Annotated in this window: 23 protein-coding genes; 14 read left to right on the forward strand and 9 right to left on the reverse strand. The window is 42.2% G+C overall.

What is annotated here, in order from left to right:
* Positions 1-122 precede the first annotated feature (122 nt).
* Positions 123-326, reverse strand: a complete 204-nt coding sequence (locus tag B3D47_RS05350) for a hypothetical protein (RefSeq protein WP_004812366.1) — start codon at positions 324-326, stop codon at positions 123-125.
* A gap of 398 nt (positions 327-724) precedes the next feature.
* On the opposite strand from B3D47_RS05350, the gene B3D47_RS05355 reads away from it, so the two are divergent.
* The gene (locus tag B3D47_RS05355; RefSeq protein WP_048882074.1) at positions 725-997 is read left to right on the forward strand and encodes a hypothetical protein; all 273 of its coding nucleotides are present in this window, start codon (positions 725-727) and stop codon (positions 995-997) included.
* Positions 998-1,005: 8 nt separating this feature from the next.
* On the opposite strand, the gene gloB is transcribed toward B3D47_RS05355, so the two are convergent.
* Positions 1,006-1,740: a hydroxyacylglutathione hydrolase gene (gloB, locus tag B3D47_RS05360; RefSeq protein WP_286860395.1), complete on the reverse strand. Its 735-nt coding sequence runs from the start codon at positions 1,738-1,740 to the stop codon at positions 1,006-1,008.
* Positions 1,741-1,861: 121 nt separating this feature from the next.
* Complete coding sequence (locus B3D47_RS05365) at positions 1,862-2,446, reverse strand: flavin reductase family protein (RefSeq protein WP_248603624.1); 585 nt, start codon at positions 2,444-2,446, stop codon at positions 1,862-1,864.
* Positions 2,447-2,572: 126 nt separating this feature from the next.
* On the opposite strand from B3D47_RS05365, the gene B3D47_RS05370 reads away from it, so the two are divergent.
* Complete coding sequence (locus B3D47_RS05370; protein WP_004894224.1) at positions 2,573-3,394, forward strand: PhzF family phenazine biosynthesis protein; 822 nt, start codon at positions 2,573-2,575, stop codon at positions 3,392-3,394.
* Between the two features lie 126 nt (positions 3,395-3,520).
* On the forward strand, positions 3,521-6,307 hold the full coding sequence (locus B3D47_RS05375; RefSeq protein ID WP_286860399.1) for a M16 family metallopeptidase: 2,787 nt from the start codon (positions 3,521-3,523) through the stop codon (positions 6,305-6,307).
* Between the two features lie 154 nt (positions 6,308-6,461).
* Here B3D47_RS05375 and B3D47_RS05380 read toward each other — a convergent pair whose 3' ends face one another.
* Together B3D47_RS05380 and B3D47_RS05385 are read right to left on the reverse strand one after the other, a co-directional pair.
* Positions 6,462-7,523, reverse strand: coding sequence for an amidohydrolase family protein (locus tag B3D47_RS05380; RefSeq protein ID WP_286860402.1), 1,062 nt, complete (start codon positions 7,521-7,523; stop codon positions 6,462-6,464).
* 122 nt (positions 7,524-7,645) lie between these two features.
* Positions 7,646-8,047 carry a DUF3144 domain-containing protein gene (locus B3D47_RS05385; RefSeq protein WP_004812380.1) on the reverse strand — a complete coding sequence of 134 codons (402 nt, stop codon included), beginning with the start codon at positions 8,045-8,047 and terminating at the stop codon, positions 7,646-7,648.
* Between the two features lie 110 nt (positions 8,048-8,157).
* Here B3D47_RS05385 and B3D47_RS05390 point away from each other — a divergent pair, with 110 nt between their 5' ends.
* Positions 8,158-8,790 carry a hypothetical protein gene (locus B3D47_RS05390; RefSeq protein WP_103800073.1) on the forward strand — a complete coding sequence of 211 codons (633 nt, stop codon included), beginning with the start codon at positions 8,158-8,160 and terminating at the stop codon, positions 8,788-8,790.
* 12 nt (positions 8,791-8,802) lie between these two features.
* On the opposite strand, the gene B3D47_RS05395 is transcribed toward B3D47_RS05390, so the two are convergent.
* Positions 8,803-10,260 (reverse strand): CYTH and CHAD domain-containing protein, encoded by a 1,458-nt coding sequence (locus tag B3D47_RS05395; RefSeq protein WP_004894233.1) that lies wholly within the window; start codon positions 10,258-10,260, stop codon positions 8,803-8,805.
* A 161-nt stretch (positions 10,261-10,421) separates the two neighbouring features.
* Entirely contained in the window at positions 10,422-11,879 is a 1,458-nt protein-coding gene (locus B3D47_RS05400; RefSeq protein ID WP_008304741.1) for a CYTH domain-containing protein, read from the reverse strand.
* 334 nt (positions 11,880-12,213) lie between these two features.
* Between B3D47_RS05400 and B3D47_RS05405 the strand changes: the two genes are divergently transcribed.
* The 4 genes from B3D47_RS05405 to B3D47_RS05420 all read left to right on the forward strand — a co-directional run bounded on the left by B3D47_RS05405 (position 12,214) and on the right by B3D47_RS05420 (position 15,644).
* Entirely contained in the window at positions 12,214-12,597 is a 384-nt protein-coding gene (locus B3D47_RS05405) for a DUF962 domain-containing protein (protein WP_180184250.1), read from the forward strand.
* A 499-nt stretch (positions 12,598-13,096) separates the two neighbouring features.
* Complete coding sequence (thiE, locus tag B3D47_RS05410; protein WP_163167760.1) at positions 13,097-13,717, forward strand: thiamine phosphate synthase; 621 nt, start codon at positions 13,097-13,099, stop codon at positions 13,715-13,717.
* Positions 13,718-13,759: 42 nt separating this feature from the next.
* Positions 13,760-15,061 carry a glutamate-1-semialdehyde 2,1-aminomutase gene (hemL, locus tag B3D47_RS05415; protein WP_163166489.1) on the forward strand — a complete coding sequence of 434 codons (1,302 nt, stop codon included), beginning with the start codon at positions 13,760-13,762 and terminating at the stop codon, positions 15,059-15,061.
* 166 nt (positions 15,062-15,227) lie between these two features.
* Positions 15,228-15,644, forward strand: a complete 417-nt coding sequence (locus B3D47_RS05420) for a GlcG/HbpS family heme-binding protein (RefSeq protein ID WP_262478915.1) — start codon at positions 15,228-15,230, stop codon at positions 15,642-15,644.
* A 168-nt stretch (positions 15,645-15,812) separates the two neighbouring features.
* On the opposite strand, the gene B3D47_RS05425 is transcribed toward B3D47_RS05420, so the two are convergent.
* Positions 15,813-16,010: a hypothetical protein gene (locus tag B3D47_RS05425; protein ID WP_004812396.1), complete on the reverse strand. Its 198-nt coding sequence runs from the start codon at positions 16,008-16,010 to the stop codon at positions 15,813-15,815.
* Positions 16,011-16,290: 280 nt separating this feature from the next.
* Here B3D47_RS05425 and B3D47_RS05430 point away from each other — a divergent pair, with 280 nt between their 5' ends.
* From B3D47_RS05430 to B3D47_RS05450, 5 genes are all read left to right on the forward strand, one after another.
* Positions 16,291-17,001, forward strand: a complete 711-nt coding sequence (locus tag B3D47_RS05430; RefSeq protein WP_286860409.1) for a phosphopantetheine-binding protein — start codon at positions 16,291-16,293, stop codon at positions 16,999-17,001.
* Between the two features lie 130 nt (positions 17,002-17,131).
* Positions 17,132-17,776, forward strand: a complete 645-nt coding sequence (locus B3D47_RS05435) for an RluA family pseudouridine synthase (RefSeq protein WP_008304726.1) — start codon at positions 17,132-17,134, stop codon at positions 17,774-17,776.
* Between the two features lie 142 nt (positions 17,777-17,918).
* Positions 17,919-20,756 (forward strand): RNA polymerase-associated protein RapA, encoded by a 2,838-nt coding sequence (rapA, locus tag B3D47_RS05440; protein ID WP_286860412.1) that lies wholly within the window; start codon positions 17,919-17,921, stop codon positions 20,754-20,756.
* Positions 20,757-20,967: 211 nt separating this feature from the next.
* Positions 20,968-21,234, forward strand: a complete 267-nt coding sequence (locus tag B3D47_RS05445; RefSeq protein WP_004894260.1) for a PAAR domain-containing protein — start codon at positions 20,968-20,970, stop codon at positions 21,232-21,234.
* A gap of 124 nt (positions 21,235-21,358) precedes the next feature.
* Entirely contained in the window at positions 21,359-22,162 is an 804-nt protein-coding gene (locus B3D47_RS05450; RefSeq protein WP_163167758.1) for an alpha/beta fold hydrolase, read from the forward strand.
* 57 nt (positions 22,163-22,219) lie between these two features.
* Here B3D47_RS05450 and fabR read toward each other — a convergent pair whose 3' ends face one another.
* The gene (gene fabR / locus B3D47_RS05455) at positions 22,220-22,900 is read right to left on the reverse strand and encodes an HTH-type transcriptional repressor FabR (protein ID WP_004894263.1); all 681 of its coding nucleotides are present in this window, start codon (positions 22,898-22,900) and stop codon (positions 22,220-22,222) included.
* Positions 22,901-23,049: 149 nt separating this feature from the next.
* On the opposite strand from fabR, the gene B3D47_RS05460 reads away from it, so the two are divergent.
* Positions 23,050-24,117 (forward strand): ferredoxin reductase, encoded by a 1,068-nt coding sequence (locus tag B3D47_RS05460; protein WP_286860416.1) that lies wholly within the window; start codon positions 23,050-23,052, stop codon positions 24,115-24,117.
* Positions 24,118-24,128: the final 11 nt, after the last annotated feature.

Consider the following 24,128-nt stretch of genomic DNA (forward strand, 5'->3'; position numbering starts at 1 on the left):
GGTTGATGCCTTGTTTTTTTTTGCCTGAAATTTTATAGCTATAAAAAAGCCCATCGAAATGGGCTAGCTTGGCGTTAACTTAAGATGTTTGAATTGATCTTTCGCGTTAAAAGTGACGCAAATTAAGCTTTCAAATGGTCTTCGAATTCTTCACCCAATTGCATCGCAAGGGTATTACCAGAGAGATCACAAGTCACCAGACCATATTCTTTTTTAAAACTAAATGTAAAACCACGGTTGTCTGCCAAGGTACGTACGGAATACCCCAATTTTTCAAGCCATAGACGGAATGCCAGAAGATTTTTTGCTTTCACCACTTTTTTCACGAGATAACTCCTTCATCACTGTTCCTTAATAAATTAGGGTGAATAAAAAATTTTTAAAGGGGAAAATTTTAAAAATTCTTTAAATTTCCTGAAAATGCTTTTTTTATAGACAAATAATTGGATGAACTTTCACTAATAAATAGCTAAATTTATGATTTATGAATGCTTTCGGATGTTGTAACTAAATATTAGAAATCGCACTCTGATTGACTAAAATTTAAGCATAATAAAGTTTTGAGTATGTTGCAGCTAGGGGGAGTCTATAACTAATCGAATTGTTATTCATTTCAATTTGGGTAAAGATTGCAGCAATCATCTGATTGACCATTTTTTGCAATAAGTGGTCCTCGATCAATGTGTAGAATAATTTATACTTGCAAAAAATAGTGAGTCTGAATATGACACAAGTAAATATTGAACAGTATGTAAAGGATTGTATTGAACGTATGCAGCAAGAGGATCAGACACCGGTTGCTGTCATGTTGGGACATGAGGACTGGATTGAATTTACCGTACAGTCTCAAGTGGCATATACGCCATTCGGGAGCGCAAGACGTTATCAGCCAGCACTGGGCGGTTTATTACTGGTTCGGGTGGATGAAATGCATGCTTTACGCGTTGTGACCCAAGCAGAGCTGGATGCCTACGCGCAAAGCAATCAGATTCTCTAAAACCCTAATTAGAAATTGTCTTTCAAGGTTCTTAAACGGGCAAATTCTTCAACGCTGTCTGCACGCAAGAAAGGATTGGTTTTAAGTTCAATTTCAATCGTGCTGGGTAAGGTGCATTGGCCTAGCATTCTCAGACGTTCGACCTGTTCATGGCGCTCCTGAATTTCCAGATTATCTGGTTCTGCATGCAGTGCAAACTGGGCATTGGAAAGTGTATATTCATGTGTACAGTACACCTTGGTGCGCGGGGGTAATGCAGCCAGACGGGATAGAGAGTGGTACATCTGTTCAAAAGTACCTTCAAACACCCGGCCACAGCCCATCGCAAACAGGGTATCACCGCAGAACAGCACATCTAGAGCATCAATAAAGTAGACAATGTGGCCTAAAGTGTGTCCCGGTACACTGATGATACTGACCTCGATACCATGAAAATCGAATTCATCATCATGATCCAGAGGATGGCTGATGAATGGGATTTTACTCAATTCCTCACGAGGACCATATATCGGAATGTTTTTATCCTGAATCAGTTCGGGTACACCGCCAATATGGTCTTTATGCCAGTGGGTTAACCAGATTTGTGCCAGTTCAAGCCCATGCTGTTGGCAATATTCCTGTACCAGTCCGGCTTCTGTGGGATCAACAGCCACGACTTGTTTGGAGTCTGTATGTTCCAGCAGCCAGATATAATTCTGTAAGTTATTTTTGACGTCTATACAGTGAATTTTGAAAGGCATCATTTCAGTTAAACCGTTCGAAGTTATTTAGTAAATTAGCATAATTACCCGGCATATGCAGATGCTGGGTCAATGTTTGTTGATGATTCATGTATCTGATTTTAAGAGTGTATAGGTTGGGTGATCAGTCTATATCATCCGCTGAAACAGGATCACCAATGCTATAAAAATGACCGCCTGCAATATGGTGAATACTGCGCCATTCACGCTCCACGTCCTGATAATACCAGTGTCCATCACGGAACACGCGCTCGTCAGCATAAGCCGCAATGACCTTGCCAATAAACAGGTCATGAGTTTGCTGATTATGGGGTTCAGGAATCAGTTCACACAGCAGCCAGGCTGCACAACCACTTACAGCCGGAATGTCTGACTGATCAAACTGAAACAGTTCCACACCACATTGTTCTAACTTATCGGGTTGATCATGCATGCTGATCGTTCCAACAGCTTGCACCATGTTCAGCTGTTTAAGCGTGGGAACTTGCAAAGCAAAGTAACCAGAATTTTCAATAATTTTGCGGGTTTTGGTACTTTTATCTAAAACTACAGTGACTTTGGCTGGCTGGAATTCTAGTGCACAAGCCCAGGCTGCGGCCATAACATCTGTATTTTCCTGATCCTGGGCAGAAACCAGCACCGTTGGACCATGATTGAGCAAACGATAGGATTTTTCCAAGGGTACAGCTTTCAGATGGGGATTAGACATTGCAAACCTTAAAATAAACAAATGTACGTGCTAAAAATTATGCACTTATTGGCTTATTAACATATATAAATTTTTTTGGCGAAAAAAGCTTTTAAACTAAAGCGCTAAACAAAAGGAGTTTAAGCAATGAAAATGTATCAAGTGGATGCGTTCACTACGGAGCTGTTCAAGGGCAATCCCGCTGCGGTGATTGTGCAGGATGAGTGGCTGGATGAGAGCCTGATGCAAAACATTGCGCTGGAAAATAATTTATCTGAAACTGCCTTTGTGAAGACCATTGATGCAGAAAACTATGAAATTCGCTGGTTTACGCCAACGAAAGAAGTTGATTTCTGTGGGCATGCGACCCTGGCCAGCAGCTTTGTATTATTTCTGGATTATACCTCGCATAAAACCATTCGATTTCATGTAAAAAATCTCGGTATTTTTACAGTTAGCCAAGATCAAGATGGCAAAATCCGTATGAACTTCCCGATCCGTCGGGCAGTTTTGGTCGATGAATATCCTGCTATGTTGCGTGGAGCTTTGACCAAATCTTTTAAAAATGTCTATTTAAATGAACAGGCCTATATTATCGAATATGAGTCGGTACAGGATGTGCTGGATGAGACTCCGGATTTTGAATTACTAAAACAGGTCAATGATCGCCGTACCGCGATTACTGCGACTGGCGCATTGCTGGATGTCGCCTTAATGGCGGGTGCAGAACAGTATGACTGTGTATCGCGTTACTTTGCGCCAAGTAATGGTATTAATGAAGATCCGGTGACCGGTTCAATTCATACCGGAATCGTGCCGATCTGGGCAGAAAAACTCGGAAAACAGCAGCTGGTTGCTTATCAGGGCTCAAGCCGGGGGGGTGTGCTGTATTGCGAGATGCAGGATAATGACCGGATTGAAATTTCAGGTTACGGCAAGCTGTATATGAAAGCTGAAATTCTGCTTTAATCAGATAGAATATCTAAAAGCTGTTGTGAACAGCAGCTTTTATAAAAATACAACTCACAACAAGAGAGTCATTCTCTATGATGTTCACTGAATAAAAAGTTCATGTTTAAATTTGCTGGATCCAGAATGTCACTACGTTTTAAAAAATTAACACTTTCCATGTTTTTAATGGGCGCAGCGACGCTCAGTTTTGCTCAACCGGTATTGGTAAAAACAGAACAAAATATTGAAGAATATAAACTGGATAATGGTTTAAGAATTGTCCTTGCACCAAATGACAAAGAAAATAAGACTTTTATGAATACGGTCTATTTCACCGGTTCATTGAACGATCCGCAGGGGAAGGGTGGTCTGGCACATCTATTAGAACATTTAGCCTTTAAAGGGACTGAAAATATTAAAGGCGATGAATTTCAGCGTCGTCTGGACCAGTACACACTCTCATCGAATGCCAGTACGGATTATTATTCTACCAAATATACCAATCTGGTTCGCCCTGAAAGCACTGCACTGGCTGCGGTAATTCAGCTTGAAGCAGAACGGATGGATAAGCTGGTACTACAAGAAAAATATGTACCAACTGAAATTGATATTGTTAAACGTGAACGTGAAATCCGTCTGGATCAGCCATTTTCAGTATTGATGGATCAAATCTTTAAATCGGCTTATGGCAACCAGCATCTCGGTCGTCTGCCAATTGGCGATTTAAATGAGCTGCAATCGATCAATATGCAGGAATTGAATCAATTCTACCGGACCTGGTATGCACCAAATAATGCCTATATGGTAATTTCAGGCAAGTTCGACAAGAAACAGGTACTGAAATATATTGATCAGCATTTTAGTCCAATCAAGGCACGTTCTGTACCAGAACAGCCGAAAGTACCAGAGTTAAGTCCTGAAAAGATTAAACAGCGTGAGTTTACTGTGGCCAAAGGCAGTGATTTTGCCAAATTCAATATCTATCTGAACCGTTCAGAAGTAGCTAAGCAGAACGCATTATCGGTAACACCAACGCTATACACCTTGCAGCCGAGCGGGCATCTGTATCAGGGGGTTGTCGAGCAGGGAACAGCGACAGCTGTACAGTCTGCTACCTGGCTAGATAAGGACTTCAATATGGTCTTCATGGGGGCAGTCTATGCGCCAAATCATGATGCGAAAAAGGTCGAACAGGCGTTGCAGAATGGTGTCGAGCAGGGTAAAGGTTTTAATGAAACTGAGCTGAACCGGGTTAAAAATATGAGCCGCAATGCCGCTGAGAACATTAAAAATAATGCAGCAGCACTAGGTTTACGCCTGAGTGATTATATTGCATCTTCGAATGGAGACTGGAGCAAATATTTTAAGGATCTGGATGCAATTCAAAACCTGACTGTGGCAGATGCTAACGCTATCTATAAAGATTTTTTTAAGGCGCAATACCGCATTCAGGGCAATATTGTACCTACGCCTGAAGATCAGAAAAAAGCCAAACAGCAAGAGCAGTTTGCAGCAGCTAAACCAACCCTGGATCAACAGCCTGTCACTGAAGAACCTTTAAAAGATGTTTCGGTTTACCAAGCTGAAGTAAAGCAGTATGTGAAGGAGTCTAAAAAGCTACTGACCAGCAAAGAAAAGCAGATCCAGCGTGGCAAACTGCAAAATGGCATTCAGTATGCTTTGTTCCCAACCCAGACTCGCGATGACAAAGTCTATTCGACGATTGCCCTTGATTTTGGTACAGCTGAAACACTCAAGCATAAAGGAGAATTGCTGGATCTGATGGCTTACTTGATCATGCGGGCTTCTGAGACTCAGAGCCTGCAACAGATTTCAGATAAGACCATTGAAGTGAGTGGCTCGGCCAATGTCAGTGCATCAGGCAATGGCCTGAATATTTCGATTTCAGCCAAGAAAGAATATTTTGAAGAATATTTTAAATACATTCTAAATGTATTGAAAAATCCGACTTTTGAGCAGAGCCAGTTTGACCTGATCAAGTCTCAGTCTTTGTCCAGCTTAGACCGTCCTTATACAGAACCGGATACAGTGACCAGTCTGACTTTTGCGCGTCTGCTTGAGCGTTATGAGCCGGGAGATTTACGTTATCACTTTGAACCTGACTTGGCTAAACAGCAGATCAACGCAGCGACGCGTGAACAAGTTCAGCAACTGTATCAACGTTTCTTTAAAACCCATCATGCCCGCGTTGCGGTCACTGGTGAATTTAAACCTCAAGCGATGCAGACGCTGATCAAGCAGGAATTTGAGGGCTGGAAGAGCAATGAGCCTTATACTCGCCTCAAGTCTGAATATGTCGCGCGTACTGCTGAAAGGGTACATGCATTATCGGAACAGCGCGAGTTTGGCAGCTATGTCGCCGCCATTTCAATTCCGGTGGGTTCAGATCATCCAGATGTACCTGCATTACTGGTATTAAGACACATTTTGGGTGATTCACAACTGTCTTCTCGTCTGGCACAGGAATTACGTGAAAAGAATGCCCTGGTCTATGGCTTTAGTGCCAATGTAGATTTCGCTGAATGGGACAATGCCGGTGCCTTGGCCTTTGGCGCAAACTATACCGCAGGACGCTCTGGCCAAGTATCGGATTCAATACGTAAGGTGATTGCTGAGCTACGTAGCAAAGGTGTCACTGCACAAGAAGTCGAAGCTGCAAAAGCCAGTATTCTGAAAAAACGTGTCACAGCACTGGAAGATGATCGCCGTATTCATAGCATGCTGGTGCCTCAGCTGGAACGGAACCGTGACCTGAATTATCGTCAGAAACGTGACCGCGCGGTGGCAGCCTTAACCAAAGCAGATATCGATGCAGTGATTCAGAAGTATCTGAATACCGATCAGCTGGTAGAAGTGATGTCGGATCAATATGGGCAGCCAGTAAATCAGACCACGCTTACGAAACGTTAAATCTGTCTAATTCTGATAGATAACTGACTAAAAAACCTCCTCAATGCAGGAGGTTTTTTATAAGGAAGGGAAATATTTATTCTTTAATAGTAAATATCTTCCATAAGGTGAAAAGTAATAGACATTCCATAATTTCTGGCCATTTTCTCAACCTTTAAAGCCGGTAAAAACCTTTGGCATTGTCATGAAAAACAGATTTTAAAGCATTTTCATCATAGCTATGTACGATATCGCTAAAGGCATCAATGATATCAACTAGATTTGCACTGACCCGATCCATCGGAAAATTGGAGGCAAATATGGCACGATCCCTTCCAAAGCATTTTAGGGCATGCTGAATTAGAGGTGTTGCAAGTTCAATCAGCTGTGCTTTGGAAGCTAATTGTCGCTGCTGATGAAAATGATGACCCAGCACTGGCATAAATAGCGCAGAGATTTTGGTCATGACATTCGGACATTCTGCCAGTTTGGCCAGATCTGTTTGCCAGTTTTCTAGAATCCGTTGCCTTTCCTGTGCAGTTTTTCCGGTACCTTTACCCACTGTGCCAAATAGTCCAACAGGCGTGCCGAGATGATCCAGAACAATCGGTGTTTCAGGGAAAGTCTTGGCAAGATGAATCACATCAGAAATCTGGGTGGAATAGACCCAGGCATCAAAACTCAGCCCGGCTTTGGCCAGATGTTCAAACCCTTTCAGGAATTTTTTATTAAGGTACAAATGGGGTTCATCAGCCCAGGCATGCACGCCTTTATCCGGATGCACGGAAGCCATTTTACGGATCCCACGAAACTTGGGCGAAACTTCCTGATGGAGTTGCAGTAATTTTTTAAAGTCTTTCCTGCGTGGATCCGCCGTAGCCACAATTGCACCTAATGCCAGATCGTGTGCCTGAAAAGGCAGACCGGCTACAAATCGGGTTTCATTCACGACACCTGTGCCTTTGTATTCATGCCAGCCAGCTTCAATATGTACCACCTGTTCAACCTGATAACGACCAATATCCTGTTTATAATGGGCAGGTAAATAAGGTGCGGTAATGTGTTCAGTCAGGCCTATCGTTTCAATAATTGGTTTGGGATTCAGGAGGCGCACCATACGGTCCAGCAGGCGAGGATGCTTACCAAACAGTTTGACTGCCAGTGCTGCCGCATGAGGGGTGTGATAGGGATCCCACTGATGGATATGTGGGTCGATGATGGGGAAGCTAAGCTGCATGACTTTCCTTGTTGTTATTGGAATTATTCTTATTGCTATATAGAAGTAAAATAATACGGGCGTCAATGCAAAAAGTTGATCTAAAAATGCCAGGTATAAAAAAAGCCCCGAAGGGCTGAGCATTAATGATCGTGGTCATGATCATGTTTATGCTTGTTAGCATGGAATTCTTCGTTATGACGGAAGCGCAAATAGTTTTCGAACTGCTCGCAGTATTCATCATAATTGTCTTCCAGCATCATCTGGAACTGCTGAAGAATGTAAGACATCACCTGATCTTTGGCATCACGCATTTCATTGCCGTCTTTGAAATTGTTGGCTGCCACCCAGGTATTAAAACGGGCAGTTGCAAACAGCATCGAAGCGCTGACTTGACCACGCTTTTCTGCAGGATTGTCCTGAGAGCCTTTTTCTACGCGGCTAAACTCATTGGCTTGCTTGATAAATTCATCAGCACGTTCAAAGAATGCAGCATTTAACGCTTCTTCTTCGGTTACATCGGTCGCCTCAATCTTTTGAACCATGAATTTTTCCTGACACTAAAATCTTAATCGGCTTATTATAGGCAAAGCCTTGCAGAAACTAAACCTTTGCCTTAATCTAAAAATAGCCTAAGCATAAAAATGTGATTCCCATGCAAGATGCAATTGCTGTACAAAGCCTAAAAAGTGACATTGCCTTATTACGTCAAAATATCTGGCCACCGGTCAATCTGGCCAATGTCGAAGGGCTGCCAATTTACTATGGCAGCAAGTCGCAGGTGGAAGAATATTATCGTCAGTGGACGGGTTTGATTGAAAGGGCGCAGGATCTGTTTCAGCCTTTTATGGAAGATGAAGTGCTGGATGCAGTTCATCTGCCTAGCCATTTAAATCTGCCATTATTCTATTTTCATGTCGATCGTATCCGGATCAATAAAACCCGCGCCAAAGAATCAAAAACTTTTCGCGGCATTGCCAGTCTGGTAGAAAAATGCGGTCAATTCGAGCCGGCACAGATTCAGGCGATGCAACGCTGGCTAGACAGTGATGAGACAGCAGCGCTGGTGGCACATCGGGAATTTGTCGATTTACGCACTTATGTGTTCCAGCATGGGCAAAGTGAATATACCCGGACTCGATTCTATGTGAATGGTATTGTTCTGAGCGTAGAGCAGAATTTCGAACTGGTAGATGCACGAGATAAGCCACGTAAACAGCGCAGTGACAGTTATAACGATCCGCTTGCCGATAACAATATCTGGAAAGTTTACGGTAAATATCGTTAAGTATTTACTGATCTATTTCTTCCAGAAAGGCTGTACCTGGGCAAATTGCTGTAACTCTGCCTGAATTTCCTTTTGCAGGCGCTGTTGCTCCGCATGTAACCAGCCCAGCACAAACCATGCTTTAGGCTTTCGTTTCACATAAGGTTGATATAGGCTTTCTGCAACATGCAGGTCATTATATTGACCCAGGCTTTCCTGTAGCGGTTTTAACGCTTTAAGATAATTTTTCACCTGTTTGGCTGGAAACAGGTTTTGCAGAAATTCGATGTTATAGCGTAAACGCTTGACCCGCTTACGGGTACGATGCTGATCTTCAATTGCCAGCTCACAAAACTGTTCAGCATCGGCACAGATCTGCTGATGTAATTTGCCTAGACGCTTATACAGCATACGAATATCTGTAGCGACCTGTTTAGGTTCAGCCTCACTATAACGCAGTAAGTCCAGTATCAGATAATTGGTTTCTGGTTCCCGGAATAACTGTTCTACATGGACATTTTCTTCTGTTGCCGGTGGTAAGCTCAGAATCGGTGATCCGGCAGCTTCAAGTTGTGGCAATAAGCTTTCTGCCAAGGCATCGCGATCACGTGCTGCACCGAGTTGCTGAAAAAGTTCAGTCAGTTGCTCCACCCAAATAGGAGGAATTTCTAGCTCATCGACATTAAAAAAGCGTAAGGCACTGCGCAGACGACGGATAGCGACCCGAGCTTGATGGATATGTTCACTATTATAATATTCAGTAGATAGCGCCGTTGCATTAGGAAGTAGGTGCTGCAAAGTATTTCTAATAATTTTCTGCAACATGCCATGTAAGTTATCATCCTTGCCTAATACCAGCGGCAGTTGATGTTGAGCAGGTGTAATGCTGCTGCCTTCAAGCAAAGCATAGCCACGATCTGACTTGCTACGGCTGTCTAGCCATAAGTCATAACGTTGGATCCAGGGTTGTACAAATTCGATCAGTTCACTCAGCTGTCCCTGTTTGAGTTCAAATTCCAGCTCATAAATGGCAATAAATTCTGTACCATGCCGGATTTCACCTTGATCAAAAGCAATTTCAATCACACTGTTTTTATAGTTTTCTACATGAATAGAACGTTGCACTTCAGTTTCAAATTGCAGATGTAAAGGAATTTTTAGTGACCCTAATGCTTCTTTGAGCAGTTCACTGACTTCAGGATAATTTTTATAGTGTTTAAGGTCACATTGTTCAGGCTGTTCTTTTCCTAACTCAAATTCCACCTCCAGACGTTCAAAAGGCTGTTTCCCAGGAGCTTTAAGGGTCTGTAGCCAGATTTCATTTTCCAGGCGCTGCCGTAAAGCAATGCCATGCTCGCGCAGCTGTAACTCAGTCGTATCAAAATAACGAGCCCAGAGATGATTACGCACTAGCGTTAAACTGATGAAGTCTTGTTGCAGCTGTGCGTGCATGTGGGAGGGGACTTGAAATTTGAGTTCGATTTCTGCCATCGGGTGCTCCTCCTCGATACGGCGTCTAATAATTATAATAGTGAATATAGCCCAAAGCGTTTGGAAAAGATAAGCTGCAAATGCAACAAAAAAGCACCTCTGCGACTGAAGTGCTTTAGGATAGATTTTCTACAACTGCAATAAAACTTGATAAAGCGACTTTATTTTAAAAACTTGCGGCTTATCAGAAACTGTTCTGTGGCCTCTAGCAGTTTTTGCGCATAAACTTCCTGCTTTGCAGTCAGCCAGCCCAAGACAAACCAGTCACTGGCTTCAAGCTCAGTCTGCTGAATATAGACTGCTGAGGAGGCTAGAGTCTGGTATTCAGCTGCTGCCAGCTGCGCATCATTCAGCGCCTTGCTGTATTTCTGTAGATTTTTCACATCATAAATTGAGGTCAGAATTGGAAAGCTGAACTTCAGTTCCTGAATACGCACCGCAAGTAGATCCAGTTGTTCAAAATCATGGATTTCAGTCTGGTTCATCTGCTCTTGTAAAGCTTTATATTGCTGTTGCAAAGTTGCCTGTGCTACGGTTTTTAAATCCTGTGTGCTTTTGACATCTTCTTTCAGGCTAAAGATCAGCAGTTCCAGATAGTGATGCACATTCTGTGTCGACTTCACCAGATTACCCAGTTTTTCCTTAGTATATAGAATATCTTTACTCAGGTTTTCTGCAGTAGTCGGATTCTGTAAAAAGGCGGCTAATGTGCTTTGCATATGCTGTAAATGCTGCAAGTGTTCAAACTGCTTCTTAAAAGCTTCCAGCTGATGTGCCCATTTATCCGAAATGCCAGAATGCCAGTTTTTAAATAACAGAACACTTAGATACAAATGCTCTAGCGCTTGCTGAGCCTGATCGATATGATCCTGTTCTGCGACCTGTGCCGAGATCGCTGCGATATTGGGCAGTAAATGCTGCATCTGCTGGGCAATCAGACTACATAAAGCTTTGGCTGCACTATCTTTTTTGCTGAGCTGGAATTCTTTTACCTGGGTTGCCGGACTGACTTTTTGCTGAGTTGCAAGCAGGTTACCGATTTCTGCTTTGCTGCGCACATCGAGCCATAGCTGATATTTCTTAACCCATTCAAAGCTAAATGCCAGCAATTGTTCAACTGAACCACTTTTTAGTTCGAATTCGACTTCATGGACTTCCTGTTCGGCATCTAGAGTACGGATCGCACCGATATCGAGGGCAACTTCAATTCCAGTGCCTTCATATTCAATCACGCGCAGGGTACGGGTGATATCCGTTTCAAACTGTAGCTTGAGCTGGCTGATCTGATCACCCAGTGCATTATTTAAAATTTGTTGCGCTTCTGGTGCAGCGGCATAAATATTCAGATCCAGTTCAGGTGCCCGTTCCAGTTCACCCAAGTCATGATTATGTTCAAAACGTTCAATATGGCTTTTACCGGCTGCTTTTAAGGTTTGTACCCAACGAGTGCCTTCCAGACGCTGACGGAGGGCTACGCCACTTTTTGAAAGCAGACGGTCTTCGGTGTCATAGTATTTGGCTTGTAGTTGAATCTGTTCGGACTTCTTCGGATCAAGTGCCTTTAACAGCGCAGTGCGGCGTGCTGCAGGAATCTGAAATTTAAGTTCAACTTCAACCATGATAAATATCCTGTTTGTACTGTCTATAAAGGTGATAGACAGAGCTGATGGTGCTTTGTATATGCTGTGGATGTGAGCACATATACGCTGCAATCATGTTTTTAATTTTTAAGTCGAAGATTGTAACTAAAATCATTTTTTTAGTAAGACTTGACCGGGCTAAAAAAATCATGAACCTGTTTAAATTGAAAGAATTTATTCATACCTAAGCAGTTGAAAGCATGCTAGATTCAAGGAAAATTAAACATAGCTGAGAAAGCTCACTGCATGAAATCGCACTTTTAAATGTTTAAATAATGCGCTAATGTGAAATTAAAAATATCAGGATGATGCCATGAATGCACAAGTAGAACCTAAAGCGGATTTGACGCTAGCAGTTAGCCAGCCAATGCCGATCCGTGATTATCATGAATTTTATCGATTTTATCTGACTGAACACCGCAATATTATGAGTCGCCGTCTGCATGTAGCAGGGAGCAGTATCGGGCTGTATTTCTTTAGCAAGGCGATCATACAGCGTAAACCTAAATATTTTCTTTATGGACTGGCATCGGGTTATGCCTGTGCCTGGATCGGACATTTTATTTTTGAGAAAAACAAGCCTGCTAGCTTTAAGCAACCACTATATAGTTTTGTCTCGGATTGGCGTATGTTTGCTGATGTATTGCGTGGCAATATCAGCCTGATTAGTCGTGATCAGGACAAGATTCCAAGTTAGAATTGATTAAAAAATAAAAAAATGTATTGATGGGTCATCAAAATTACAGGAAAACGCTTGCAAGCTTAGAGTTAATGTTCTAATAATTAAGGCGTTGTCTAAAGGTAATATTTTACCAAAAGATACAGCGAAAGAATTACACAGTTTTCCATGCCTGGAGTGACCTTCTCCGGGCTTTTTTTATGTCCAAAATCCAACAATATGAAAGTAAAAAAATCTGACATTCTGCCATTTTCCCTAAAAGTTGGGCATATAGGAATTAGGGTATCAAATGAGTGATTCATAACTGATGATTATTTTTATGTGATTTATTTAAGTCAAATAGCAGATATGAATTATCCCTGAAATTATTAATTTTCCACATTAAATGAACTGGTTATTTTGATACTGCATTCCTTGTATTTATTTACTGAAAATATGTCGTTATATAAGTTTGCATGGTGTCATCATGCTCCTGGTTATGCCTATAATAGCTGATGTATTTTGAATGGCGGCAGTCATGCGCGGTTTGTATTTAATTACCAATGATGATCCAATTGAACTTCTTCTCGCGAAACTTGAAGGTGCGATGGCAACTTATGAAGTTGCAGTGCTTCAGTATCGTCGTAAAAAAGTTGCGAAAGAAAATCAGGCTTATGAAATCGAATATATGAAACAAATGTGTGAACAATATAAAGTTCCATTTGTGATTAATGATGATTTAGAAACTGCGGTGAAATATGGCATAGGTGTGCATTTGGGGCAGGGTGATGGCTCAATTCAGGAAGCTGTTGAACGTTTACCTAAAAATGTTTTGATTGGTCGTAGTTGCAACAACTCACTTGAGCTGGCTGAGCAAGCCATTGCAGATGGTGCAAATTATGTGGCATTTGGCGCGATCTATGCCACTGATAGCAAACCTGAAGCGGGCAATATTGGCTTGGAAACCTTAAAACTGGCCAAGCAAAAATTAAATGTACCCATCTGTGCAATTGGTGGCTTAACTGTTGAAAACTCGAAAGAGGTGATTGAGGCAGGTGCGGATCTTTGTGCGGTTATTAGCGATGTTTTAGGTCGTTCAATGTCTACTGTTGGTCAACGTGTGTATGACTGGTCAGAACTATTTGCTGAACAAGCTTAATTTTTTATTTCTTACCTTATTTTTTTGAGTTGAGTGATTCTCATGAGTTTATCTCCAAAGCAAGAACAACTATTTAAACAAGCCAATAAACATATTCCAGGTGGCGTAAACTCACCTGTACGTGCTTTTAACGGCGTAGGCGGTACGCCAGTCTTTATCGAAAAGGCACAAGGTGCTTATCTATACGATGTTGATGGTAAACGTTATGTGGACTATGTTGGTTCATGGGGCCCGATGATTCTGGGTCATGCGCATCCAGCGATTATTAAAGCTGTTCAGGATGCTGCGGTAGATGGCTTAAGCTTTGGTGCACCGACGGTTCATGAAACGACTTTGGCGGATATCATTTGCGATATCATGCCATCAATTGAACTGGTTCGTATGACCAACTCAGGTACTGAAGCAACGATGACTGCGATCCGTCTGGCACGTGGTTATACTGGCCGTGACAAGATCGTGAAGTTTGAAGGTTGTTACCACGGTCACTCGGATTCACTTCTTGTAAAAGCAGGTTCAGGCCTGTTGACCAAAGGCGAGGGCGAAGCGACTTCTGCGGGCGTACCAGCGGACTTTGCCAAACATACCTTAACACTTCCATATAATGACATCGCTACCTTAAAAGAATGCTTTGCCAAGTTCGGTTCTGAAATTGCGGGTGTGATTGTTGAGCCTGTGGCAGGTAACATGAACCTGGTGAAACCGATTGACGGGTTTCTTCAAGCCATTCGTGATGTCTGTGATGAGCATGGTTCAGTTTTCATTATTGATGAAGTAATGACAGGTTTCCGTGTTGGTCTTGGCGGTGCTCAGGCACATTACGGCGTAACTCCTGACTTAACCACTTTGGGTAAAATCATCGGTGCAGGTTTGCCAGTGGGTGCATTCGGAGGCAAACGTGAAGTGATGGAATGCATCGCACCGCTTGGTAAGGTGTATCAAGCAGGTACTTTATCAGGTAACCCACTGGCAATGCGTGCTGGTATCGCGATGTTTAAACATCTGCGTGAACCGGGCTTCTATGAGAAATTAACTGCGCAGCTTGAGAAACTGCTGGTTGGCTTACAAGCAGCTGCGGATGAAGCTGGTATTCCATTCAAGACCCAACAAGTTGGTGGTATGTTTGGTCTATACTTTACCGATCAGGAAGATATCACCAGCTTCGATTCAATGTTGAAATGCGATGTCGATGCTTTCCGTAAATTCTTCCACGGTATGTTGAAACGTGGTGTGAACCTTGCACCTTCTGCATTTGAAGCCGGCTTTATTTCTGCTGCACACAGCGATGAAGATATCGAATTCACGATCCAGGCTGCTAAAGAAACTTTTGCAGAAATGAAAGAGTAAATTTGCTTTTTTAGAATCCTCCCTAACCTTCTCTTGGGCTTCATTTTATAAGCAATGCTTTTAATATTCGCTCAGGAGAAGGTATTCATCGTTGTAAATAAAAATCACACCTCTCCCTAACCCTTTCCTAAAAGGAGAGGGAAGCTTCAGTTAATTTGAGATCAAAATGCAAACCAAACATTATTTGACTTTAAGCGATGCAGAATTTTTATTAGATCAAGCCCATCAATATGCGATTCAGAATAACTTTAATGTCAGTATTGCAGTCGTAGATGAAACGGGTAATTTGCTGGCGATGAAGCGTATGGATGGTGCTTCACCTATGACCGCCAATTTATGTCTGGAAAAAGCACATTGTTCTGCAATTAGTCGCCGTCCATCCAAGCTTTTTGAAGATATTATTAAAGGCGGCCAAATGGGCTTTCTGACAATGGATACCTTCTCGGGTATGTTGGAAGGTGGTGAGCCGATTCTGTATCAAGGGCAGTTGGTGGGTGCGATGGGTGTATCTGGTGTAAAGTCATTTGAAGATGCGGAGATTGCACAGGTGGCGATTGAGAAGTTTTTGGCGCAGCTAAGCTAATTCAAAATAGAAATTGATTAACTCAATTCAATAAATTGTTCCAAAATGAAGCGTGGAACGTGAAATATCAAATAAAAGCCCAATCGGTAATGAGGGGGCTTTTCTATATAAAATAAAAATCGTATTTCATGTCAAGTTTATTATATTAATTTTAGAAAAAGTTTAAATTTACCTTTCGAATATTTGGCCTATTTCTAGTCTAGTGTAACCACGTTCTTTAAAGATCAAAACAATAGCTTGTCTATAATCTTCAGAAGTAGAAGTTCTATATTTATTAATTAATTGCTGCTCAGAATTAAGCTGGAGGTCATTTTTTATCGTCAATACTTCTGTAGAGACTTTATTAAAAATCTTGAAATTCAACATACAGGCGCTCTTTATCATTATTGTAGCGGCCCGACTACAACACACACCTGCCTTAGCTTAGCTAGACACCCTTAGTGACAAGGATTACAAATTAAAAAAGAATCTGCAAGTTTTTCTAAAGATGGAGCATGAATAATTTACTAAATTTATGTCTATTTAATATAAGGGTGTTATATGAAATTAGTTCAATAAATGTTTGTACAATCAAAATTTTTTCAAATTGAGACTAGACTAAAATAGCATGAATCCTCATGCCATTTTGTATTTATAAGAGTTTACTATGCTGTACCCAATGCCTAAAAAAATCCAACTCGCACCATCTCAAGCCAAATGGCAATTGGCATCAGCACAATCTGTTTTAGTTCTTGTAGGCTTACAAAATCTACGCATGATACAGGGCATTCAAGACAGTGTGCTTATGCACAACCTGATTCAAATCAGCAATAAAGCCAAAGCACTCGATATTCCCATTGTTGACCTGTACGGTGATGATATTATTCAAGGTATGCAGCAACTTGGTGAATATGCCTCAACCCATCCACAATTGATTTTTGCAGGCACAATCACCCCAATGTTGAAACAAATCCTGCCACATTTACAAAGTGTGACTGAGCAAATTTGCGTGATTGATGATGCGATCCTATTGCCAAATCAGGAACAGCATATCCAGTGGATTGATAATATTTCGGCACAAGGCTTGCATCATATGAATAGTTATAGCTTGACCCGATTATGGAATCTGAGTGCGCCAGCAGAATATGTGTTGTCGAGCAAAGGTATTATGTTAGCAGTAGCTGAACAGCTGGATATGGATGCACTAAATATTGATCCACATGTAGATTTAAGACAATACGGACTAGACTCGATCGCTGTGGTAAGCCTGGTTGGTGTGTGGCGCGCTAATGGTGCAAATATCCGTTATGAAGATGTTTATGAATATCCTTCACTAGAAGAACTGGTGAGTTTTGTTCTGCAATCAACACGCAGATAATCACGAATTGGGTAATTTTCTTAATATAATCGGAAATTTCATCGGCAATTACAGAAAACGACATTGTAATTCTGTGCCAAGCTTTCTATCATTGCCGCCTTGTTTTGCGCGATCAGCCAGGGATTGAACTTTGAGCAATTTTCTAACCGAACATCTGATTCATCGTGATGACGATTTTATGGTCATTCATAAACCGGCAGGTTTACTCACGGTACCCGGTAAAACAGAAGATTTGCAAGATTGCCTGATTAACAGATTAGTAGAATTAGAACCAAAAACACTGCTTATTCATCGTCTCGATCGGGACACTTCAGGAATTCTGGTCTTTGCCTTAAGCCGTGAAGGACAAAAATCTATTTCGCGCCAGTTTCAGGAACGCCAAACCGATAAAACCTATCAAGCTATTGTAGCCGGAACATTAGACGGTGAAGGTACTGTCGATATACCGGTGATCTATGATCCAAGCCGTCCACCATTACATGTTGCTGAACCAAATCATAATAAGCCCGCATTGACCCACTGGCAGGCAGTCGAGCATTTTGAAATTCAGGGACAGCCCGTTACTCGCGTCAAACTGACACCCATTACCGGCCGTTCACATCAGCTCCGTGTACACATGCAGTATCTCGGTCATCCAATTATTGGCGATACTTTATATGCTACAGTGCAACAGCAACAGTTGATGCCACGCCTGTGCCTGCATGCAGAACAGCTCAGTTTTATTCATCCTAAAAATGCAGAAAAAGTCGAGTTTCATTGCCCGGCACCATTCTAGGAAATACTCGTTTAATCGTCGTTATTGATGCCCACTTTTGGTGGGCTTTGTGTCAAAATATATTGCTTAAAGATGTGAAATTTTGCTCAAATGATGTGTTATTTTTGAGCATAATCTTTACAGTCTTGTATTTAAGATAAAGGTGGAAAAATTGCAGCAGTTTGCTATTGGTCAACGTTGGTTATCAGATACTGAAACAGAACTCGGTCTGGGGGTTCTCATTGATGTTGATGAGCGATCGGTCAGTATTTTATTCCCGAAAAGCGACGAAACCCGTGTCTATGCACGTAGCAATGCGCCTTTGTCTCGTATCATTTTTAATGTAAATGATGAACTGCAAGACCAGGAAGGCAATACCTGGACAGTTGAATCTTTTGAAGATCGCAACGGCGTGGTGCGCTATCAGGTTGTACGTACTTTAACTGATGGTACTGAGGAACGTAAAGCTCTGAATGAAACCCGTATTGGTGCAACCATTCAACTGTCTAAGCCATTAGACCGTTTGCTGGCTAGCCAAATTGATTATAAAGAATGGTATGATCTGCGTATTGAAGCTATGCTCATGCAAGCCAATATGCAAAGCAGCCCGTTACGTGGTCTGGTTGGCTCACGTGTAGGCTTGATTCCGCATCAGCTGTATATCGCACACGAAGTCGGTAAACGTTTTGCACCGCGTGTATTGCTGGCGGATGAAGTAGGTCTGGGTAAAACCATTGAAGCCGGTTTGATCATTCACCAACAGTTAAAAACTGGCCGTTCTGAACGTATTCTGATTCTGGTACCAGATTCACTGCAATATCAGTGGATGATTGAAATGCGCCGTCGTTTCAATCTGGAATTCTCACTATTTGATTTAACCCGTACTGCATCGATCAAAGAACACGATCCTGATCTAAATCCGTTCCTGACTGAACAGCGCATTATTGCTTCTATTGACCTAATGATTGATCACGAAGACCTGCGTGAGCAGGCGCTTGAAGCTGGTTTCGATCTTCTTGTTGTCGATGAAGCCCATCATTTGATGTGGAGTGAAGAAGAGGGTGGTAACGACCGTTACGATCTGGTTGAAGAACTATCTGAAAAAACACCAGGCGTATTATTGTTAACGGCAACACCTGAACAGCTGGGTGTGGAATCGCACTTTGCGCGTTTACGTTTGCTGGATCCACAACGTTTCAGTTCATTAGACCGTTTCCTGGATGAAGAAGCACAATATCAGCAGACTGCAAAAATTGCTGAAGTGCTAATGTCAGATATGCCACTTGAAGAAGGGCATCTGGCAGCACTTGAAGGTCTGCTTGGTCATCGTATTGAAGATAACCCTGAGCAACGTTTCCGTGCGATTCACGAACTGCTAGACCGCCATGGAACAGGTCGTATCCTGTTCCGTAATACCCGTGAAGCCATTCAGGGCTTCCCGGGGCGGGACTGCCAGCCAGCACCATTACCAGCACCTGAAAACTGGTCTAAAGATGGCAAGTTACGTGAGCAAATGTGGCCAGAAGAATCACAGCTTGATGGTTCCTGGATGGAATCAGACCCACGTGTAATGTGGTTGATGGAAAAACTCCGCGCTGATCTCAAACACAAAAAAGTGCTTTTGATTGCGCGTAGTGGTCCAGTAGTAGAAGCACTGGAAAATGTGCTACGTCTTCATGCTGGTATCCGTACTGCGATGTTCCATGAAGGCATGAGCCTGCTGGAACGTGACCAGGCAGCAGCTTATTTCGCTGAAGAGTCTTATGGTGCGCAGATTTTACTGTGTTCAGAAATTGGTTCTGAAGGCCGTAACTTCCAGTTTGCTTCTGACCTGATCCTATTTGACTTGCCAGCAAATCCAGATGTGCTTGAGCAGCGTATCGGTCGTCTGGATCGTATCGGTCAGGAAAATCGTATCCAGATCCATGTACCTTATCTGGTCGGTACTGCACAAGAGCGTATGTTCCGCTGGTATAACGAAGCACTGAATATTTTCAGCAATATTTCGCCAACTGCGCAAACATTGCAAGAAAACTTCATTATTGAATTAAAAGACTGTTTACTTGCTGATAAAGGTCAGGCTTTTGAAGACCTGCTAGAAGAAGTGACCGTACAACGTCAGGCGCTGGAAGCAGAACTGCAAGAAGGCCGTGACCGTCTGTTGGAATACAACTCTTGCCGTCCAATGGTGGCACAGGAAATCGTCACTGCGCTTGAAGACTATGACGATAATACGACTTTGCCAATGTTCATGAAGCGCTTTATGGCATCGACCAACATTGATTTTGATGAGCAAAGTAATGGTACGGTGATTATCAAGCCAACCGATCAAATGCAGGTGCAAGGTCTGACTCTGGATGAAGAGGGCATGACTGCAACTTTCTATCGTGATCAGGCACAAATCCGTGAAGATGCTCAATACTTGACGCTTGAACATCCATTCACTGAAAGTGTGATGGAAATGATCAATACACAAGGATTTGGTAGTACCAATGTTGCGGTGTTGAAGTCTGCTGCATTGCCACAAGGTTCAGTATTGCTTGAAGTCTGGTTTAAAGTGGATGTCGTGGCACCGAAAGCATTGAACTTGCCATCAAGCTTGCCACAACAATTAGTTCGTGTATTGCTCAGTGAAAAAGGTCAGGATCTGTCGCAAAAAATTGCGCCAGAAATTCTGAAACCATATTTACATCATCTGGATGGCAATAGCTGCCGTCAGGTCGTGAAAGCGCGTCGTGAAGTAATTGAAGCACGTTATCAACAGGCACTGGAACTGGCTCGAGCTGCTTTGCCGCAATTCAAGCAACAGGCGAAGGAAGTATATGGCAGCAAATGGCAATATGAAATTGACCGTCTGACTTACCTGAAACAGTTCAACCCAAGCATCCGTGAAGATGAAATTTCTCGTCTGCAAAAACTGCAGAAAGAAGGTTTAAGCTTACTGGATGGTCTGTCTGTAACCCCAGAAGCAATTCAGGTGATGGTGGTGGTTAAACCATAACAATCATCTAAGAAAAGGCAGCCTTCGGGCTGTTTTTTTATGGCTATTTTTCTACAAGAAATCTGGATTGAAATTATGAGGATTTATATGATTAAAACTATTTCATTTAGATAAGAATATTTGTTTGAAGATATAAGCTGTCAGTAAATGGTTGTTGTTAAAAATTATCTTCGGTTAAAATAGTAAAAAATCATAACAAGAAATCACAATAATGTCTCAGGCGTTTATTACTTTAGGCTCGCAAACTTCACATGGTGGTGTAGTTGCCGAAGCGGAAAATTCTGTATTAATTCACGGCATCGCTGTGCATTTGCAAGGCATGAAGCATTACTGTCCCAAGTGCAATAGCGTAGTGACCGCCATTGCTAAAAATCAATCCATTACTGTTTTAGGGCGGGCGGTGATTGTCGCAGGTGACAAAGCCAGTTGTGGCGCCCAGTTTCTGGCAAATCAGCATCTGACAGTTTCGCAAAAATAATCCAGCTGCTTTTATTCTTCATTCGGTGACTTCAAGGTCATGCTTAGGAAGAATATGTGCTCATTTTTAGTCATCTTTAAGGTTAAGCTTGCAGACATCATGGATTGAAAAACTATATAACCGCATGAAGCCAGCCTTACATTTTACCCATGCCAATGGCATTCCATCAGCGACTTATCGGAAGTTCCTGAACGGTTTTCAGGATGAATATACGGTTAAAAGTATTCCTCTGATCGGCATGAATCCAGATTATCCAATTACCACAGACTGGCGTTATTTGGTGGATGAGGTGATTGCCGATATTGAACAGCAATTTTCAGGACAGCCAGTGATTGGACTTGGACACTCTTTTGGCGGTTTGGTTACGATGATGGCAGCTTATAAAAAACCAGCTTTATTTTCTAAGCTCATCATTATGGATCCGCCTTTTGTGATTGGGAAAAACAGTGCGTTATTTGAATTGGTGAAAAAGTTCAATTTAAAAAGTATTGATCGCTTTACTCCGGCAGGTATTACTTTAAAGCGTAAAGACCACTGGTCATCTCAGCTGGACGCGGTAGAGGCGCTGAGATCGAATCGTCTGTTTAAGCATTTTGATGAACAGTGTTTTCAGGACTATATCGACAGTGGAATTGTTGAAGATCAACAGCGCGGTGGTGTAACTTTAAAAATTCCAAAACAGGTTGAAGCAGAAATCTTTCGGACAGTTCCGGCCTGGTGGTGGCGTACTCCGCGTAAAGCACCGCAAGTTCCCATTCACCTCATCACTGCAGAACAGAGCCAGTTCTATCAACAGGGTCTGCCGCAAGGCTTAAAGAAAATTTATCAAATTGATTATTCAGTCTTGCCAGGTGGACATATGTTTCCACTGGAACAGCCAAAACAGGTAGCTGAATATGTAAAAGCCAAACTGAAAACTTTGGGATAATATCGAATAAAAAGAGATGATCGGTATCTCTTTTTATTTAGCTTGTATTCATCAAGATTAACGGATTTGAGACTGATCGAGATGTCGAGCACCTTCCAAAATCATGCGGATCATGATCATGGTCTGTTCGGCAATTTCCTGACGTTCATCAGCTGGCATATCTATCACTTTGGCACCCATGTTAAATACCAGCTGGGTAATCGCTTTGGCAGCAATATCCGGATAGAGCAGACGGCTTTTATTTAGTCTTTCCAGACGTACCAGGTCTTCCTGTAATTCCTGCTGAAAATACTGGAGTTGACGTTCTACCGCCTGTTTATATGATTGTGAACCGGTATAGCCTTCACGGAGTAACAAACTCAGGTTGCCTTCATCAGCATCTAACTGGGCAATAAATACTTCTACTGAACTACGGATAATACTGTTCTGTTTCGATGCCTTTAAACGCGATTCATTCAGAATCTTACGCAAAACCAGACCGGCACGGTCAATCAGTTCAATTGCCAGTTCATCGATATCTTTAAAGTGACGATAAAAGCTGTTCGGTGCAATACCGGCTTCGCGTGCTACTTCACGCAGGCTTAAAGAGGCAATACTTTTTTGTGGGCCAATCAGATTCAAGGCTGCCTGAAACAGTTCTTCTTTGGTAATGGTCGCCTTACGCCCCACGCTGCGTACAATGATCGGTTCATCAATGTTCTTTGTTTTGAGTAGGGAAGCGTCACTGCTTATTTTCATTGAAGACTCGTCATGTATTGGATATGAGGCATTCCAGTATTATAGCGAAGCCCAGCAAACTTGTGAAATGAATAGAAACAATACAGGTGTATATACAAATATATATACATGTGTATAATAATTCAAAACCCAACAAGATTGCTATGAAGATGCAGGTACTCGCAAAACGTAAATCGCCGATCGATTTCTTTAAAGAAAGCGTGATTGATCAGCATGCGATTAATTTCTGGATGCAGAAATTTAACCCACTCTGGTCGCTGAACCAGCCATTGGGCAAGATTGTGCATAAAGAAAATGCTGCCCAGGATATGGTCAGCCTGAAAATTCAGGTCAATCGCTTGTTCAAATTTGGCGAAGCGGGCCAGCATCATCCAGTTTACGTTATGGTAAATGGTATTCGTTACGAGCGTAGCTATAGTCTGACGCAGCTGGATCAGCAACATGTGTTACTGACCATCAAGAAAGTTGAAGATGGTAAGGTAAGTCATTGGGCGGCAAATATCGCTCAAGTTGGTGACATTATTGAATTCGGTTTGCCATTTGGTGATATGACTTTAGCTGTTGAAGCAACACCAATGCTGTTGTTGGCAGCGGGTAGTGGTATTACACCTATGCTGAGTTTGCTCGAAGCATTGAGCAAGACTGGCAAGCTGAGTCAACAGCCAGTACAGCTTCTGTACTGGGTAAAGCATTATCAAGATGTCGCATTCAAATCACGTTTTGAAGAATTTGCTGCGCAGTATCCAAACTTTAGCTTTAAAGTATTCGCGACTCAGGAACAACCGGCTGCGGAACGCTTGAATCAAAGTCATCTGACCGATCTTCAAAATATTGATCAGACAACAGTCTATGCTTGCGGTCCATCAGGTTTTGTCGCTCAGGCAGAAATACTGTTTGCTCATGCCAAAGTATTTAAGTCTGAAGCTTTCAGCATGAGTCTGGACGATAACACTGAAACAGGCTTTGTGAATGTCACACTGACGCAATCTAATAAAGTTGTTAGCATTCCAAAAGGTCAGTCTATTCTGGCGAGTCTGGAACAGCAAAATATTAAACCGAACCATGGCTGTCGTATGGGTATTTGTAATAAATGCGCTTGCAATAAAGTTGAAGGTTCTACCAAAAATTTAGTCAATGGCGCACAAAATAAAGAACCAGGAAATCTCCTGAAAATTTGTGTGAATTCAGCGCAGACTGACCTTGTCATCGACCTATAAGCGAGTTGATC

It is taken from the genome of Acinetobacter sp. UBA3461 (assembly GCF_002381195.1).
GTDB classification, from domain to species: domain Bacteria; phylum Pseudomonadota; class Gammaproteobacteria; order Pseudomonadales; family Moraxellaceae; genus Acinetobacter; species Acinetobacter schindleri.

Coding starts and splice junctions, on each gene's coding strand:
- B3D47_RS05385 (WP_004812380.1), bottom strand. CDS start 8,047: ATGGTTCAAAAGATTGAGGCGACCGATGTAACCGAAGAAGAAGCGTTA.
- B3D47_RS05365 (WP_248603624.1), bottom strand. CDS start 2,446: ATGTCTAATCCCCATCTGAAAGCTGTACCCTTGGAAAAATCCTATCGT.
- B3D47_RS05395 (WP_004894233.1), bottom strand. CDS start 10,260: ATGGCAGAAATCGAACTCAAATTTCAAGTCCCCTCCCACATGCACGCA.
- B3D47_RS05460 (WP_286860416.1), top strand. CDS start 23,050: ATGCAGGTACTCGCAAAACGTAAATCGCCGATCGATTTCTTTAAAGAA.
- B3D47_RS05420 (WP_262478915.1), top strand. CDS start 15,228: ATGCAAACCAAACATTATTTGACTTTAAGCGATGCAGAATTTTTATTA.
- gloB (WP_286860395.1), bottom strand. CDS start 1,740: ATGATGCCTTTCAAAATTCACTGTATAGACGTCAAAAATAACTTACAG.
- B3D47_RS05405 (WP_180184250.1), top strand. CDS start 12,214: ATGAATGCACAAGTAGAACCTAAAGCGGATTTGACGCTAGCAGTTAGC.
- B3D47_RS05445 (WP_004894260.1), top strand. CDS start 20,968: ATGTCTCAGGCGTTTATTACTTTAGGCTCGCAAACTTCACATGGTGGT.
- fabR (WP_004894263.1), bottom strand. CDS start 22,900: ATGAAAATAAGCAGTGACGCTTCCCTACTCAAAACAAAGAACATTGAT.
- thiE (WP_163167760.1), top strand. CDS start 13,097: ATGCGCGGTTTGTATTTAATTACCAATGATGATCCAATTGAACTTCTT.
- B3D47_RS05380 (WP_286860402.1), bottom strand. CDS start 7,523: ATGCAGCTTAGCTTCCCCATCATCGACCCACATATCCATCAGTGGGAT.
- B3D47_RS05400 (WP_008304741.1), bottom strand. CDS start 11,879: ATGGTTGAAGTTGAACTTAAATTTCAGATTCCTGCAGCACGCCGCACT.
- B3D47_RS05450 (WP_163167758.1), top strand. CDS start 21,359: ATGAAGCCAGCCTTACATTTTACCCATGCCAATGGCATTCCATCAGCG.
- hemL (WP_163166489.1), top strand. CDS start 13,760: ATGAGTTTATCTCCAAAGCAAGAACAACTATTTAAACAAGCCAATAAA.
- B3D47_RS05430 (WP_286860409.1), top strand. CDS start 16,291: ATGCTGTACCCAATGCCTAAAAAAATCCAACTCGCACCATCTCAAGCC.
- B3D47_RS05370 (WP_004894224.1), top strand. CDS start 2,573: ATGAAAATGTATCAAGTGGATGCGTTCACTACGGAGCTGTTCAAGGGC.
- B3D47_RS05390 (WP_103800073.1), top strand. CDS start 8,158: ATGCAAGATGCAATTGCTGTACAAAGCCTAAAAAGTGACATTGCCTTA.
- B3D47_RS05355 (WP_048882074.1), top strand. CDS start 725: ATGACACAAGTAAATATTGAACAGTATGTAAAGGATTGTATTGAACGT.
- B3D47_RS05375 (WP_286860399.1), top strand. CDS start 3,521: ATGTCACTACGTTTTAAAAAATTAACACTTTCCATGTTTTTAATGGGC.
- B3D47_RS05425 (WP_004812396.1), bottom strand. CDS start 16,010: ATGTTGAATTTCAAGATTTTTAATAAAGTCTCTACAGAAGTATTGACG.